This is a genomic window from Paraburkholderia sp. C35, assembly GCF_003121405.1.
Lineage (GTDB): Bacteria > Pseudomonadota > Gammaproteobacteria > Burkholderiales > Burkholderiaceae > Paraburkholderia.
The window spans coordinates 1-16,139 of sequence record NZ_QBUY01000019.1; the positions used below are offsets into that span (position 1 = coordinate 1).

Sequence of the window (16,139 nt, forward strand, 5' to 3'; positions counted from 1 at the left end):
GGACCCGCAAACAAGTACAAGGGCTGGCGGTGTTCAGCGGCTTTCTTTTGCCTACTTTTCTTTGCCGCGGCAAAGAATAGTAGGTGCTGCCCCGCACAGGGGCGACGCATGAAGCCCAAACATCAAATCGCGGATGCCAGCAAAAGCAAAAACAACGGCAACAGCAACAGCAACAGCAACAGCAAAAACCTACCGAACGATCCCCCTCATCCCCGAACTAATCCTCCGCCGATACTCCGAATCCCGCGTAGCGAGCCAATAATAGAGTGGCGAGGTCAAAACGAGCCCAATAACCCATGAAAGATCAGCACCATCGAGATACCCCGGCACAGGCCCGGCATACATCGGCGTATTCATAAACGGAATCTGCACAGCAATCCCAATCGCATACGCAATCAAGGCCTGCGGATTAAAGCGCCCATAAATACCGCCATCGGCCTGAAAGATCGAATCGATATCGTACTTGCCCTTATGAATCACATAGAAGTCGATCAGATTGATCGCGGTCCACGGCACGAGCACGACCAGCAACGCGAGCACCAGATCCACCAGATTGCCAACGAAATTCGTCGAAGCACCAATCGCCGCATAACAGCACGCAGCAAGAATAACGACAGAGAACACCGCACGCGTCTTCGCAGTAGGAATCCACCGATAAGCAAACGTCTGCACAGACGTAATCGAAGCCAGCACCGCGCCATACAGATTCAACGCGTTATGGCTGATCACGCTAAGCAGAAACAGCACGAGCATGGGCAATCCAAGCGGTCCCGTCGCCTGCTTGACGGCGTCCATTGCATCGACGCCCGGCGGCACCGCCAGCACGGCCACCGCACCGAACACAAATGCCAGCGTCGAGCCAATCGTGCAGCCCAGATACGTCGCCCAGAACGTCGATGCAACGCTCACATTCGCGGGCAAATAGCGGGAATAGTCGGAAACATAAGGCGCAAACGCAATCTGCCACAGCGCAGACAACGAAACCGTCGCAAGCCATCCAGCGATATTGAAGCCGCCGCGCGTCAGAAAGTCCGCCGTCGATACATGCGTCAGGATGTACCCGAAGCCAACAGCAATCCCAATCCCAAGCACCCACGTACCGATGCGATTCAGAATGTGAATGAACCGGTAACCGATGATGCCGATCAGCCCCGACCCCAGCGCGCCCACCACGATGCCCGTGGGAATCGATACCGTCGATTCGATGCCGTGCAGCGATTTCCCCGCCAGCACGATGTTCGATGCGAAGAAGCCGACATACATCACGCCTGCAATCACCGTGACCAGCAACGCGCCCCACGAGCCGAACTGGGCGCGGCTCTGGATCATCTGCGGTATGCCCATCTGCGGGCCCTGCGCCGAATGCAACGCCATCAGCACGCCACCCACCGCCTGCCCGACGATGATCGCGACAATGCCCCACATCAGGTTCAGATGGAACAGCTGCACGCCCAGCGCGCCCGTCACGATCGGCAACGGCGCAATGTTGCCGCCAAACCAGAGCGTGAACAGATCGCGCACCTTGCCGTGCCGGTCTTCGGGTGGCACATAGCCAATGGTGTGTTTCTCGATCAATTGCGAAGCCTTGCTATCCGTGGTCGCCACGTTGCTGTCTCCTGTCTCGCGCAGCTGTGCTGCCGAATTGAGCGGCTCGGGTTTCATCCCGAACGCGCGCGTTGCTTGCGTCCACGCATTCGAATCACGCAGCGGACGTCGTTGAAAGGTAATCCGCCAGTCGCGCCAACATCGCATCGCAGCGTTCCAGCTGCTCGACGGTGACGAATTCGTCTGGCTTATGACCCTGATCCATGCTGCCGGGTCCGCAGACCACTGCAGGAATGCCAGCCTGATTGAACAGCCCGCCTTCCGTGCCGAATGCAACCGTGCCGAAGTCGCTCGATCCGCATAGCTGTGCGAGCAGACGCGCCGCATCGCTTTCGGGTGATGTCGCGAGACCCGGATACGCCGACAACGACTCGAAGCGGATATCGGTCTCCGCATTCACGGCATGCATTTTCGGCAGCAACTGGTGTTGCGCGAACGTGTGCAATTGGTCGGCGACCTGCGTTGCGTCGTAGCCCGGCAGCGCGCGCACTTCGAAATCGAACTCGCATTCGGCAGGCACAATGTTCAGCGCGCGGCCGCCTTTGATCACACCTGTCTGCACGGTCGAATAAGGTGGATCGAATCGATCGTCATGATGATCAGGCGCCGACAGCTGCTCGCCAATGTCTTCCAGATGACTGATCAGACGCGCCGCATATTGAATCGCGTTGACGCCATAAGGCGCATACGCCGAATGACACGGTGCGCCTTTCACCTGGCAGCGCATCGCCAGCTTGCCTTTGTGCCCGAGTACCGGCTTCAGTTCGGTCGGCTCGCCGATCAGGCACAGCGCGGGCTTGTGCGGCCGCTTATCGAGTTCGGCCAGCATCGGACGCACGCCCAGACAGCCCACTTCTTCGTCGTACGAGAACGCGAGATGGACAGGCACCTTAAGATCGCGCGCGACGAATAAAGGCACTGCTGCCAGCACCGAGGCGATAAAGCCCTTCATATCGGCCGCACCGCGCCCATACAGGCGCCCTTCGCTTTCGCTCAGGCGGAATGGTTCGACCGTCCACGGCTGGCCATCGACAGGCACCACATCGGTGTGGCCCGACAGCACGATGCCGCCGCTCGTGTCAGGCCCGATCGTCGCGAACAGATTTGCCTTGGTACGCGGCTCGTTGTAGAACAGTTCGCTGCGCACACCACAATCGCCGAGATAGTGCCGGATGAACTCGATCATCTCCAGATTGGAGTCGCGGCTCACGGTGGGAAACGCAATCAGCCGTTCGAGCAGCGCGCGGCTCGATCTGTCATTCATCGCCGGGCACTCCGTAGCTCGGCGCAGCCGTCGGGTTCAATGCGCGCGTCACGTAGTCCTGCATTTGCGGCTTGTACGCCTGCCACAGGCCGTCGAGCTTGCCGATAGGATCGTCATCGGCCCAATCCATGCGCAGATCGACGATCGGCCAGCTCAGGTCGCTGACCACCTTCAACGCCGCCGAATGCACCGGGCCCGCTTCGCCGCCCGCCGCCATCGCCGCATGCATCGCTGCAAGCAGGCGGTCGGCGAGCATGCCTTTGGTGTTCTCGAAGGCGGGCGTCATCGCTTCGATCACGTGCACGCCCGCGAGCATGTTGCCCGCTGCCACGCATTGATTGCCCGCCACCGCGTGATAGGTGCCCAGCGCTTCCTTGCCGCTGAAGAACGCGGTACGTCCGCGCGCATCGATCACCGTCACCTGCCGGTACTCGCTCCAGTCGTTTGCGCCGAGCGCACGATCGAGCGCCGCTGCAGGATCGAGCAAGGTGTTCTGCAGCAGATCGAGAATCTGCGGACCGAGCGCAGGCAGCGTCACGTTCTGCGTCGCCACCGCGCCCACACCTGCGCGCAGCCACGGGCAACGCGCGCCGACTGCAATGCTCGAAGAACTGATTGCGATGCCGAGCTGCCCCGTTTGCGCGCAGCGTCCGACGATAGAAAATGTCATGCTCTGCTCCTTTTCAAGCCTGAGCCGGCGTCCATCCTTCCGGAATCACGGCGATCACGTCGATCTCCATCAGCCACGTCGGCTGCCCCAATGCGACCACCGTGAGACCCGTCGAAATCGGGAACACACCCTTCAGCCATTTGCCGACTTCCTGATACACCGGCTCGCGATGACGCACGTCGGTCAGGAACGTGGTTGTCTTGACGATATGCGACAGATCGCTGCCCGCTTCTTCGAGCAACTGCTTGACGTTCTTCATCGCCTGCTCGGCTTGCGCACGCGGATCGCCGAGTCCGACCAGCTTGCCGTCGAAGTCGGTTCCGACCTGGCCGCGCACATAGACGGTATTACCCGCGCGCACGGCCTGACACAGATCGTTGTCGAGTGTCTGGTTCGGATACGTGTCCTTCGTGTTGAACATGCGGATGCGAGTGTGCGTAGGTTGGCTCATCGATATACCTTGATACGGAAGAATTGGAGAATGCGGTGCGGGGTCGGGCAGTGCTGTCGCTTTAGCTCAGATTCATTTCGCTGACCTTGCTCGCGTCTGCTGCGTTGTCGCTGTGCGGCTCTTGTGCGTGCGTTGCCGGCGCATCGTAGTAAGCGAGATATTTGCGCTGCGTCGCGATGTGATCGGCAACATGCTTCGCGTCGTGCCACACGCCCCAGATGAACGCGGACCCGCGGCGCGACAGCCACGGCAGCCCCAGAAAATAGACACCCGGTTCTTTCGACACACCGCGCTGATGTTTGGGCTTGCCCTTCTCGTCGAATGCATCGACTTGCAGCCAGCGGAAATCGACGGCATAGCCGGTCGCCCAGATGATCGACGTGACACCGGCTTCCGCCAGATCGAGTTCGAGGATCGGATTCGTCAGGCAATCGGGATCGGCGGGAATGTGGCGCGCTTCCGGTTCTTCCGGCAGATCGAGGCCGTTGCGTGCCGCGTAGGCATCTGCTGCGTCGAGTAGCGACAGATAGTTCTCGTCGCCGCGTGCGATGTTGTCGGCGAGATCGGTATCGAAGATGACACGCGTATCGTCGAACGATTTCGTCAGGCCGACCAGGTTCACGCCCTGATGCGCGAGCCGACGGAAATCCACCGTATGGCCGCCGCGCGCGCCGCTGACTGCAATGGTCACGTGCTCCTTGCCGGGGCGCATCACTTCGGCATCCCACTCGCCGAGCACGCCGCGCCACCAGCAGAAGTCGCGCCCACGATAGCCGCGCGGCGGACGATCATGCGGCCCCACTGACAGATAGACCTGCCGTCCCGCGCGCTGCAGTTCGTCTGCAATCTGCACGCCAGACGAACCCGCGCCCACCACCAGCACGCCGCCTGCGGGCAGCTGCTGAGGGTTGTGATAATCGGCGGAATGAATCTGTGTCAGGCGCTCCGACTTCGGCGCGATAGCGGGAATCAACGGACGCTGGAACGGCCCCGTCGCGACCACCACACGGTTCGCCTCATATGTGCCATCGGACGTCTCCACCGTGAAACCCTGGCGGCCTGCATTGCGCACCACTTTCTTCACTTCGACGCCCGTGCGGATCGGCGCATCGAATTTCTGCGCGTAGGCAACGAAGTAATCCGCCACCTGATCTTTCGACGCAAAACCATCGGGATCGACCTCGGCGAATTCCAGATTCGGAAAACGATCGTGCCAGGCGGGACCGTTCGCGACCAGCGAATCCCAGCGCCCCGTGCGCCAGCGCTCGGCGATGCGCGCACGCTCCAGCACCACGTGCGGCACGCCGCTCCTGCTCAAATGTTCGCTCATCGCGACGCCGGCCTGGCGGGCGCCGACCACGAGCGTATCGATTGACGTTGTTTTCACTGCCATGGCTAAGTCCTTCTCAAAGGCGGTTTGATCCGAGCCGTCATGGCTTCGCGTTTCGTTGGCGCGAAGCGGCTTGTCGATCGGCGCGCTGCGCCGTGAATCTGCTGTCTCGAAGCAGAATCTACGCGCGCCATCCGAATCTGAAAAATATATTTAAAAAATGCATTGCATCCGGTTTACCTATGCAGCGTTTTTTGACTGCATCAAAATGGTGCTCAACGAACGCCCAGACATGGAGCATTGCCGATGGAAAACCATCCCCTGCGTTACTCGCTGCGTCAGTTGCGGTATTTCGTGGTGACGGCGGAAACGCTGTCGTTCACGGCGGCAGCAAAGCGCCTGCATATCTCGCAGCCGTCGATCTCGACGGCGCTCGCGGAACTGGAATCGTCGTTTGGCGTGCAGCTCTTCATCCGTCATCACGCGAGCGGCCTGTCGCTCACGCAAGCGGGGCGCGACCTGCTCGGTCAGGCGCGCAATCTTCTGAAGATCGCCGAGGAATTGCAGACTTCGGCCAAAGAGATGGACGGCGGCATGACCGGCTCGATTGCGCTCGGCTGCCTTGTTTCGCTTGCGCCGCCGTTGATGCCGAGGCTGATCGCCCGGTTCGCCGGCGAGCACGCGGGCATTTCGTTTCGCACTGTCGAAGCGCATCAGGACGGTCTGTTGCGCGGTCTGCACGACGGTTCGCTCGACATAGCCTTGACCTATAGCCTCGACCTGACCGAGGACATCGCCTTCACGCCGCTGCTATCGCTGCCGCCGTATGTGATCCTGCCCGCGTCGCACCGGCTGTCGCGCGCGCGCAAGGTTTCGCTGGCGGATCTGCTGCACGAGCCTTATGTGATGCTCGATCTGCCGCATAGCCGCGAGTATTTCGCGGCCCTGTTCGATGCCGTCGGCAGCCGTCCGGTGCCCGCCTTCCGCTCGTCACAGCCGGAAGTCGTGCGCGGCATGGTGGCAAACGGACTGGGCTACAGCATCCTCAATTTCCCGCTCAAATCGAACCGCACGGTGGACGGCGGCGACTTCGTCGTGAAGCGCTTCAAGGACAACGTCAACGCCACCACGCTCGGCATCGCGCAATCGCGCACCATGCGGCCGCGTCAGGTGGTGCAACGCTTCGCGTCGTACTGCGAGACTTATATCCGGCGGCTGCATCTGGACTCCTGAAGCCGTTTCAAACGTGCGTCTAAAGCCACTCGAATCGCGATCCGCGCTGCATAGAAAAAACCTTTGCTTTGCATCTAAAAACAATATTTTGGCTTGGAATTTGGCTTGATAGATTGATGTCCATGTCGAGCGCAACACCGCGTAATCCAGCGCGGACGCGCTCTCGCAAGCTCGAAACCAGGAGGGCGGCATGGCAAACCCGGCAAGGACGATCGCAGTGCAGGCGCTGGTCGACACATTGCAAACCGGTTGCGAACGGCCCTTCAGCGATGCACGCTCGATGCCGCCCGGCGTCTACACATCCCCCGAGTTTCTTGCGCTCGAAGAGCGCAACATCTTTGCGCGTGAATGGCAATGCGTGGGCCGCGCGAGTTCGCTGAAAGCAGCGGGCGACTATCTGACTGCACGCATCGGCGATCAGCCTATCGTCGTGCTGCGCGACGAGCAGATGCAACTGAAGGCGATGTCGAATGTGTGCCTGCATCGTATGTCCGTGCTGCTGGAAGGACGCGGCAATGTGCGCAGGATCGTGTGCCCGTACCACGCGTGGAATTATTCGCTGGATGGCGCATTAAAGGGCGCGCCGCTGATGGACCGGCAAGAAGGCTTCTGCAAGGAAAGCTACCGGCTGCCCGCGATTCGATGTGAAGAATGGCAGGGATGGATCTACGTCACGCTCGATGAAAACGCCTTGCCCGTGCACCAGCGTCTTGCAGAATTGAGCGATCTGGTCGGCGCATACGGCATGTCCGACTACATCGAAACTTTCCATGAAGAACACGTGTGGGACACGAACTGGAAGATCCTCGCGGAGAACTTCATGGAGAGCTATCACCTGCCGATGCTGCATCGCGCGACGGTAGGCCCGCATTCACGGCTCGAAGAAATGGAATGCCCGCCGGGTCTTCCTGCTTTCAACTATCACTGGATCACGAAGGAAGCGTCGCTGCCGATCGGCAATGCGCACCCTGACAACACACGTCTGACGGGACACTGGCGCAAGACCACTGCGCTGCTCGCGATCTACCCGACACACCTCGTCACGCTCACGCCCGGCTACTTCTGGTATCTGGTGCTGCAACCCGAAGGCGTGGGCCGCGTGCATATCCGCTTCGGCGGCGGACTCGCACCCGAGTTCATCGCCGATCCGCAAGCGCATGAATACATGGCGACGCTGAAAAAGCTGCTCGATGAAGTGAACGCCGAAGACAAACGCGGCGTGGAAGCCGTATTTCGCGGTGTGCATGCGCCGCTCGCCAAGCCCGGTCACCTGAGCCACCTCGAACGACCGAACTACGACTTCGCGCGCTATCTCGCGGCGAAGATCGGCACGCATTGATGACGACGCAACACCGACAGGACGCAAGCACGATGTCGAACCCTTCTTTCATTTCATTCTCAGGCGTGAGCAAATCGTATGACGGCGCGCATTACGTCGTCGACGATCTGAATCTCGATGTTCGCAAGGGCGAATTCCTGTCGCTGCTCGGGCCGTCCGGCTCCGGAAAAACCACCACGCTGATGATGCTCGCCGGTTTCGAAACGCCGACGCAAGGCGAGATTCGCCTCGACGGACGGCGTCTCGACGACAAGCCGCCACATCAGCGCGACATCGGCATGGTGTTCCAGAACTACGCGCTGTTTCCGCATCTGACGATTGCGGAGAACGTCGCGTTTCCACTTTCCGTGCGTCATGTGAGCCGTTCCGAGCAGAAAGCCCGCGTGAAGCGCGCGCTCGAGATGATCGAGTTGCCGCATCTGGCGAACCGTCGTCCCTCGCAGCTTTCGGGTGGACAGCAGCAACGCGTCGCGCTGGCGCGTGCGCTCGTGTTCGAACCGAGCGTCGTGTTGATGGACGAGCCGCTAGGCGCACTCGACAAGCGACTGCGCGAAACGATGCAATACGAAATCATGCGGCTGCATCGCGAACTGTCGCTCACCATCGTCTACGTGACGCACGATCAGGCAGAAGCGCTGACCATGTCGGACCGCGTTGCCGTGTTCTCGGATGGCCGCATTCAACAGGCGGCGACGCCTAGCGAACTCTATGAAAACGCGCAGAACGCATTCGTCGCGAACTTCGTCGGCGAGAACAATGGGCTGACGGGACGCGTAGTCGAGGTGACCGATGAGAGCGCGACGCTCACGCTATCGGATGGCAGCCTCATTCGCGGCCGCTGCGAAAGCGGCCTGCGCGAAGGCGACGACGCGATGCTCGCGCTGCGCCCCGAACGCGCGCATATCCCCAGCGCAGAGGGCACGCACATCGATGCGCACAGCAACGTGGTGCGGGCGCGCGTCGAAGAACTCGTGTATTGCGGCGATCATCATCGCGTGCATCTGAAGCTCGGCGCGCGCGACAGCATCGTCGTGAAAGTGCCCAACACGCAGCGCCATGCACTGCCTGTATCGGGCGATATGGTCGAAGTCGCCTGGCGTCACGACGACTGCAAGATCCTCGCAATGAGCGCCAGCGCACAGCGCGATACACCCGCCAATTACTCACCGCCGTCACCATTACCTTCAATCATTACGACCGCACCCGCAGGAGCCAACTGACATGCGCACTCATCTGAAGGCACAACTTGCCGCCCTCTCCGTCTTTGCTTTTGCCACTGGCAGTACGTGGGCAGCCGAGACGCTTTCCGTCGTGACCTTTGGCGGCGCGTATGAAGCCGCTGCAAAAAAGGCCTATTTCGAGCCGTTCACGCAGGCAACGGGCGTGGGCTTCTCGACGGAATCGTATGACGGCGGGCTCGCCAAACTCTCCGCAATGGAGCAGGCGAAGAACACGACCTGGGATCTGATCGACCTCGAAACCAACGATGCCATCACTGCATGCGACGAAGGTCTGCTGCAGAAGTTCGACAAGAAAACCTTGGGCAAGACGAGCGACTTCATTCCCGGCTCGATCAGCGATTGCGCGGTGGCGAGCATGGTGTGGTCCACGGTCTTCGCCTACGATGCCAGCAAGCTGAAGACAGCACCGACCACCGTCGCCGATTTCTTCGACTTGCAGAAATTCCCCGGCAAGCGTGGTCTGCGCAAATCGCCGAAGGTGTCGATGGAATGGGCGCTGATCGCCGACGGCGTCGATCCGAAAGACGTGTACAAGGTGCTCGCCACGCCTGCCGGTGTCGATCGCGCGTTCAAGAAACTCGATACGATCAAGAAGAACATCGTCTGGTGGGAATCGGGCGCACAGGCACCGCAGTTGCTCGCAGACGGCGCAGTGGTCATGACGCAGGCCTACAACGGCCGCATCGACGATGCCGCGAAGAAGGACAACAAGCCGTTCAAGGCCGTGTGGGACGCGCAGGTCTACGACTTCGACTGGTGGGGCATTCCGACGGGCGCAAAGCACGCGGACGAAGCCGCGAAGTTCATCGTCTCCGCTTCGCAGCCGAAAGCCTATGCAGATCTTTCGAAGTACATCGCCTATGCGCCGCCGCGCAAGGACGCGATCGCACTGGTCGACAAGCAGCGTCTGAGCGATCTGCCGACTTCGCCGCAGAACTTCAAGCGCGCATTGCAGATCAACGCGAACTTCTGGGCCGACAACGCCGACCAGATCAACAAGCGTTTCCAGACGTGGCTGACGCAATAAGCCCGCTGCTTTAACAGAGCACTACGAGTCGAGAGAGTCCGACGTGAATACCAGCATGCCCGTATCGGCCCACACCGCCACATCGGACTCTCCGACGAGAGCTCATGGTCGCGCCTCGTTCCAGAAGGCGCGCCGCCGCGCATCCGCTCAGGCGCTGCTGCTTGCGCTGCCGTTGATCGTGTTTCTGCTGTCGACGTTCATCGCGCCGATTGCGCTACTGCTCGCGCGCAGCGTGCAGAACCACGAAATGCCCGACGCCATGCCCGCGCTCACGCGGGCGCTCGATGCATGGGACGGGCAAGGCGTTCCCGACGAGCACATGTTCGCGCTGCTCGCATCGGGCCTGAAGCAGGCGCAGGAAAGCGGGCACCTCGGCACGGTCGCACGGCGTCTGAACTTCGCGCAACCGGAGTTCCGCAGCCTGCTGATGCGCACCGCACGCAACATCTCCACCGATACACCGCCGCCCGCGTGGAAGCCCGCCTTCGCCGAACTCGACCAACGCTGGAATGCACCTGAAACATGGCGCGTGATGAAGCGCGCCGCTGCCTCGCCCACACCGGACTATCTGCTCGCTGCCGTCGATGCACAGGTCTCGCCGCAAGGCTCGGTCGCATTCGTGCCGGACAACGCATCGGTGTATCGGCAGGCATTCTTGCGCACGATTTCGATCAGCGCGACGGTCACGTTGCTGTGTCTGCTGCTCGGCTATCCCGTTGCGTGGATGCTCGCCAAGCTGCCCGAGAAAAGCAGCAACCGCCTGATGCTGCTCGTGATCGTGCCGTTCTGGACCTCGCTGCTGGTGCGCACGACGGCCTGGTACGTGCTGTTGCAGCCGGGCGGCGTGATCAACAGTCTGCTGATGAGCCTTGGTCTCGCGACACATCCGCTGCCACTCATCTTCAACCGCGCGGGCGTGCTGATCGGCATGACGCATGTGCTGCTGCCGTACATGATTCTCGCGATCTACTCGGTGATGAAGGGCGTGTCGCCTATCTACGTGCGCGCGGCGCAATCGCTCGGCGCGCATCCGTTCACGGCATTCGTGCGCGTGTATGTGCCGCAAACGCTGCCGGGCGTGGGCGCGGGCTGCTTCCTCGTGTTCGTGCTCGCGCTCGGTTACTACATCACGCCCGCGCTGCTCGGCGGCGCCGGCGATGAAATGATCAGCCAGCTCATCGCGATGCAGACCAACACGCAGCTCAACTGGGGACTCGCAGGCGCTCTGTCGGCGTATCTGGTGATCTTCACCGCGATCTTCTATTTCCTGTTCAACCGCATCGTCGGCATCGACCGTTTGCGTTTCGGTTGATGCACGCCCGCACGACGACAAGGAACCGACATGCAAAACCAACGCAAGAGAGTGCTGACAGAGCGCATCGCGGCGCACTGGGTGCGCGCGCATACGGCCATCGTGCTGTTCTTTCTGATCGCGCCGATTCTCGCCATCATTCCGCTCTCGTTCAATTCGGGTTCGTATTTTTCGTACCCGTTGCAGGGTTTTTCGCTGCGCTGGTATGAGCAGGCGCTCACCAGTGCGGACTGGCAACGCGCGTTGCTGAACAGCCTTGGCATTGGCGCGGCGTCGACGTTGATCTCCACGTGCCTCGGCACGCTCGCCGCGCTCGGCTTGAGCCGCTCGCAGTTTCCGCTGCGCTCGCTGATCATGCCGATCATCATCTCGCCGATGATCGTACCTATCGTCGTGGTGGCGGCGGGTTTCTATCTGATCTTTGCGCCGCTCGGCCTCGTCAACTCGTATCCGGGTGTCGTGCTGGCGCACGCGGCGCTCGGCACGCCCTTCGTGGTGATCACGGTGACGGCTTCGCTGCTGTCGTTCGATCAGAGCCTGTTGCGCGCAGCGTCGGGGCTCGGGGCAAAACCGTGGGTGGCGTTCAGGCGCGTGACGTTGCCGCTTATCACGCCCGCCGTGGCGACGGGCAGCGTGTTCGCATTCGCGACTTCATTCGATGAAGTGATCGTAATCCTGTTCATCGGCGGGCCGGATCAGACGACGGTGCCGCGCCAGATGTGGAGCGGCATCCGCGATTCGATCGATCCATCGATTCTCGCCGTGGCGACGATGCTGATTGTTTTCGCCGTGCTGCTGTTCGCCAGCATCAACTGGCTGCGCAGCCGCGCGGCGGCTGCGAGCCGGGCGCTCGTGTGAGCGCCGTGGCGTGAGCGTTTACGTTTAACGTCGCTGCGGCGTGATGCCGGGCAACGCCTCCAGTGCGCGAGTCCAGATTTGCCGTGTACGCGTCCAGACCAGATCGCGCCAGTCTTCATCGGCGGGCATGAACGATTCGAACAGCGCGCGGCTGATCGCGCGGCCACGCGCATCGTGTGGATCGCCGTACAGATGCAGCCAGTGGTCGTCGCGCAGCGCCGTATGCATCGGTGCTTCAGGATACGTGCCGCATTCGATCACAAGCTGCATCAGATGCGTATCGGGCAGCGCGTCCAGCATCGCTTGCGACGTGTAGCCCGTTGCGCGTGCAACTACGCCCGTTTCGCTCACTTCCGCCTCCGCGTGCGTATGCAGCGTGTAGAGCCACGGTCCATACAAACGCTGCGCATCGGCGAGTCCAGGATAGGCCGATTGCGTGATCGACATCAGCATCGGATGGCCGAACGGACCCGCGCCCGTGTGCAGGTCGAACGCAAACGCGACCTGAGCGGGCTTGAGGAAACGCGCTGCGATGGCGCGCAGCGTGCGGTTCGACCAGCTCGGCTGCTGGCCGCCATAGAACAGACCGTCCACATGCACATACTGGCCCGCGCCGACGATAGCCTGCACACCCGACCAGCCGAGTGCCTCCACCTGCTTCGCGAGCAACGCATCGGCGTGCTGGCGCTGCGGCCCGTCGATATCGCGGCAGGTATAGATTTCGTGCAGTTCTTCGTAACGCGGATTGGCAGGCACGCCGGCTTCGAAGTCGACATAGTTGCGGTTCAGATCGGCGTTGTCTTCGTTCACGCGCCTGACCCACGCTGTGCCCCACGGGTTGATCAGATGCACCATCATCACCGCGACATCGTCAGGCAACGGACGCGCGGCAAGTTCGTGCAGCCATTCCGACTGGCACGTCGAGCCATAGTAGCCTTCGACGCCATGCGTGCCCGACAGCGTCATGAGCACGCGCGATGCATCGGGATTGCCGAGCCACGCGACGTCGGTCGCCAGCGCTTCGCCCTTCGGTCCTTTCAAGGGATGATCGTAGGTCGTGACGATTGCGCCCGCCGCTTTGGCGGCATCGAGAAACTGGTGGCGTAGCGTGTCGAAGCCGGGTTCGACGGGAAAGCGGATCTTCATAAAGCCTCAGGTGCTCTGGGGGGTCAAATGTCTTTTTGCGTCTTCGGAAGGCGCCACAATACGGGAAACAGTGGATGATCCATCGGTGCGCCTTCGGGCAGCTGTGAATCGAGTCCGGGAAAATCCGGCGACGTGCGCCAACGGCGCGGCGCATGCCGCACGTCGTCACCGATAAAGCGGACCGAGAACGCGCGCCGCCTCGTCGTGCCGCCAACACCGCCCGACGCATGCAAGGTCAGCATATTGAAGCACACCATATCGCCCGGTTCGAGCGCCCAGCCGAGAATGGGATACGCGCTGCGGTCCGCCTCGATATCGGGCAGATCGGCGAGCGAGCCTTCGGGAAACCACTTCGCCTGATTGTCCATGAACGTGCGCGGCATCAGCCACGGTCCGAGATGCGAGCCCGCCACGAATTCAAGTGTCGATTCGCGCGCGACGGGATCGACGGGAATCCACATGCTCACGTTCTGCGAACCCGTGATGTTGTAGTACGGCTGGTCCTGATGCCACGGCGTGCGCTGCCGCGTATTCGGCTCCTTGACGAGCAGATGATCGTGATAGAGCCGCGCGCTCTCGCCGCCCATCAATGCACCCGCCGCGGCAGGCGCCGCCGACTCGTGAATGAAACGGCGGTACGCGTCGTTCTCCTGCCAGTTGCAGAAGTCTTCGAAGAACCAGCCTGGATCGTCGGGACGGCTCGCGACCTTCGCGCGCGGACTCGGCTGCGCAAGATTGCGTTCGATACCTTCGCGCAGCAGCGCAATCTCATCGTCCGTGAAGATGTTGCGAATACACACCGCGCCATCGCGGCGAAAATCGGCAATCCGGTCCGGCGTCACGGCGCGTTTAATGCGCGCGTCGATATCTTCCAGCATGGTGTCTCCGTTCAAGGTGCAATCTCGTACCCATTGTGTGCGCGAACGTCTAGCGCCCTCGCATTCTCGCATCGACACCGAGCGAAATCGGTTCGAGCTCTGCCGCCAGAAAGTTGATCAACGCGCGCGCAGCCGGGCGTGCCGCGCGGCCTGTCGGAAACACCGCGTGGACTTCAACCGGTTCGAGTTGCCAGCCGCCGAGAATCGGCACGAGGCGGCCATCCTCGATCTCGCTGCGGCATCCCCACAAGCCGATCACGAGGATGCCCAGCCCCGCCACAGCCGCCGCTGTCGCACCTTCGTTCACACTCGATGTGATGCGCCCATCGCCACGGAAGACGGCCTCCCGGCCATCCTTGCGCAGCGTCCAACCTAACGACGCGGCGCTGGACGGTCCGGTGACGAATGCATGCTGGCTCAGTTCATCCGGCTCGCTGGGGCGGCCCGCTCGCGCCAGATAGGCAGGCGCCGCCACCAGCATGCGGGGCGAGCGCCCCAGCAGCCTCGATGTCGCGCTCGAATCAGGCAACGCGCCGAAACGGATCGCCACATCGACGCCTTCCGTAATCAGATCCTGCCGGCCATCCGACATCAGCAGATCGACATGCAACGCCGGATGCGCCTGCATGAAACGGTCGATACGCGGAATCACCTCGCGGATGCCGAAGCTCGTCGACAGGCCCACGCGCAATCGTCCACGCAATTCCGTCGATCCGCGCGCCGCGTGATCCGCTTCTTCGAGCGCCGCCAGTATCGCTTCGACGCGCGTCAGGTAATCGGCGCCCGTATCCGTGAGCTTGACCGCGCGCGTGCTTCTGACGAACAGCGCCGCGCCCACTTCGGCCTCCAGTTCGGAGATCTGCCGCGACACGGACGGCTGGCTGATGCCGAGTTCACGCCCCGCTTTCGTGAAGCTCGACGTACGCGCGACGCGTGTGAACAGCCGCAACACGGATAGCTTGTCATTCATCTGCCGGGCGAATAACTGAAAGTCATCCAGCCATTCTACCCGTCTCCAGTCGAATGAATCATGATTCATTCACGCCACCGACGGCGAGCAAACACTGGAGTCAGAAATGAACCTGCAACAGAAACTGGATGCCTTCAAGTTGAACTTCGAGACCAAGGTCGCGCCGCCTGAAGTCGTCGACATCATCCACCGGACCACGGCGGAACTGATCGCCACGGGCCAGGCGGGGCGCGCGCTCAAGGTTGGCGATCTCGCGCCGACCTTCACGCTGACCAATGCGGAGGGAGAAGTGGTGTCGTCGGCCGACCTGCTTGCGCAAGGGCCGCTCGTGGTGACGTTCTATCGCGGGGTGTGGTGTCCGTACTGCAACATCGATCTGCAGGCCATCGAAGAAGTCGCGGACGAAATCCGCGCGCTCGGCGCACACCTCGTGTCGATCTCGATGCAGACTGCGGCAAACAGCCTGAAATCGCAGCGGCAAAACAGGTTGAGCTATCCGATCCTCGCCGACGAAGGCGGCAAGACGGCGGACGGTTTCGGTATCCGCTTCCGGCTGCAGGACGAACTGATCGACGCCTACAAGGGATTCAACGTCGATCTGCCCGCCCTCAACGGCGAGCCAAGCTGGACCCTGCCGATGCCGGCACGCTACGTCATCGCACAGGACGGAACGATCGCGTATGCGGAAGTCAGCCCGGATTACACGCAGCGCCCCGATCCGAAGGAACTGGTAACGGCGCTGCAAGACCTGAAAAGTCTCGCGTGATCATCCGTGCGGATCTCGCTCGCGAGGCGCGAGCGAGATCCGCGACGCA

At 61.6% G+C, this 16,139-nt stretch carries 15 protein-coding genes; 7 read left to right on the forward strand and 8 right to left on the reverse strand.

Annotated features, from left to right (window positions below; all coding sequences use genetic code 11):
* Positions 1-189 precede the first annotated feature (189 nt).
* From DK391_RS14470 to DK391_RS14490, 5 genes are all read right to left on the reverse strand, one after another.
* Positions 190-1,605 (reverse strand): cytosine permease, encoded by a 1,416-nt coding sequence (locus DK391_RS14470; protein WP_204117364.1) that lies wholly within the window; start codon positions 1,603-1,605, stop codon positions 190-192.
* Positions 1,606-1,699: 94 nt separating this feature from the next.
* Positions 1,700-2,869, reverse strand: coding sequence for an acetylornithine deacetylase (gene argE, locus DK391_RS14475; RefSeq protein WP_109478657.1), 1,170 nt, complete (start codon positions 2,867-2,869; stop codon positions 1,700-1,702).
* Positions 2,862-3,539, reverse strand: coding sequence for a DUF1028 domain-containing protein (locus DK391_RS14480; RefSeq protein ID WP_109478658.1), 678 nt, complete (start codon positions 3,537-3,539; stop codon positions 2,862-2,864). Before DK391_RS14480 ends, argE begins: the two co-directional genes overlap by 8 nt.
* A 13-nt stretch (positions 3,540-3,552) precedes the next feature.
* A complete protein-coding gene (locus DK391_RS14485) occupies positions 3,553-3,990 on the reverse strand; it encodes a RidA family protein (protein ID WP_109478659.1) in 438 nt (145 codons plus the stop codon).
* 61 nt (positions 3,991-4,051) lie between these two features.
* Positions 4,052-5,383: an NAD(P)/FAD-dependent oxidoreductase gene (locus DK391_RS14490; RefSeq protein WP_109478660.1), complete on the reverse strand. Its 1,332-nt coding sequence runs from the start codon at positions 5,381-5,383 to the stop codon at positions 4,052-4,054.
* Between the two features lie 243 nt (positions 5,384-5,626).
* On the opposite strand from DK391_RS14490, the gene DK391_RS14495 reads away from it, so the two are divergent.
* The 6 genes from DK391_RS14495 (at position 5,627) to DK391_RS14520 (ending at position 12,330) form a co-directional block, all read left to right on the forward strand.
* Positions 5,627-6,553 (forward strand): LysR family transcriptional regulator, encoded by a 927-nt coding sequence (locus tag DK391_RS14495; protein WP_109478661.1) that lies wholly within the window; start codon positions 5,627-5,629, stop codon positions 6,551-6,553.
* 190 nt (positions 6,554-6,743) lie between these two features.
* Entirely contained in the window at positions 6,744-7,892 is a 1,149-nt protein-coding gene (locus DK391_RS14500) for an SRPBCC family protein (RefSeq protein ID WP_109478662.1), read from the forward strand.
* Positions 7,893-7,924: 32 nt separating this feature from the next.
* Positions 7,925-9,112, forward strand: a complete 1,188-nt coding sequence (locus DK391_RS14505; protein WP_109478740.1) for an ABC transporter ATP-binding protein — start codon at positions 7,925-7,927, stop codon at positions 9,110-9,112.
* Position 9,113: 1 nt separating this feature from the next.
* Entirely contained in the window at positions 9,114-10,160 is a 1,047-nt protein-coding gene (locus DK391_RS14510) for an ABC transporter substrate-binding protein (protein WP_109478663.1), read from the forward strand.
* 55 nt (positions 10,161-10,215) lie between these two features.
* Positions 10,216-11,472 (forward strand): ABC transporter permease, encoded by a 1,257-nt coding sequence (locus DK391_RS14515; protein WP_109478664.1) that lies wholly within the window; start codon positions 10,216-10,218, stop codon positions 11,470-11,472.
* Between the two features lie 30 nt (positions 11,473-11,502).
* A complete protein-coding gene (locus tag DK391_RS14520) occupies positions 11,503-12,330 on the forward strand; it encodes an ABC transporter permease (protein WP_109478665.1) in 828 nt (275 codons plus the stop codon).
* Positions 12,331-12,354: 24 nt separating this feature from the next.
* Here the strand turns inward: DK391_RS14520 and DK391_RS14525 are convergent, their stop codons facing one another.
* From DK391_RS14525 to DK391_RS14535, 3 genes are read right to left on the reverse strand one after another with little or no spacing between them, the layout of a single operon-like run.
* Positions 12,355-13,476, reverse strand: coding sequence for a DUF2817 domain-containing protein (locus DK391_RS14525; RefSeq protein ID WP_109478666.1), 1,122 nt, complete (start codon positions 13,474-13,476; stop codon positions 12,355-12,357).
* A 23-nt stretch (positions 13,477-13,499) separates the two neighbouring features.
* Positions 13,500-14,354, reverse strand: coding sequence for a phytanoyl-CoA dioxygenase family protein (locus tag DK391_RS14530; protein WP_109478667.1), 855 nt, complete (start codon positions 14,352-14,354; stop codon positions 13,500-13,502).
* Between the two features lie 49 nt (positions 14,355-14,403).
* Entirely contained in the window at positions 14,404-15,393 is a 990-nt protein-coding gene (locus DK391_RS14535; RefSeq protein WP_239482820.1) for a LysR family transcriptional regulator, read from the reverse strand.
* A 37-nt stretch (positions 15,394-15,430) separates the two neighbouring features.
* Here DK391_RS14535 and DK391_RS14540 point away from each other — a divergent pair, with 37 nt between their 5' ends.
* Complete coding sequence (locus tag DK391_RS14540) at positions 15,431-16,090, forward strand: peroxiredoxin-like family protein (RefSeq protein WP_109478669.1); 660 nt, start codon at positions 15,431-15,433, stop codon at positions 16,088-16,090.
* Positions 16,091-16,139: the final 49 nt, after the last annotated feature.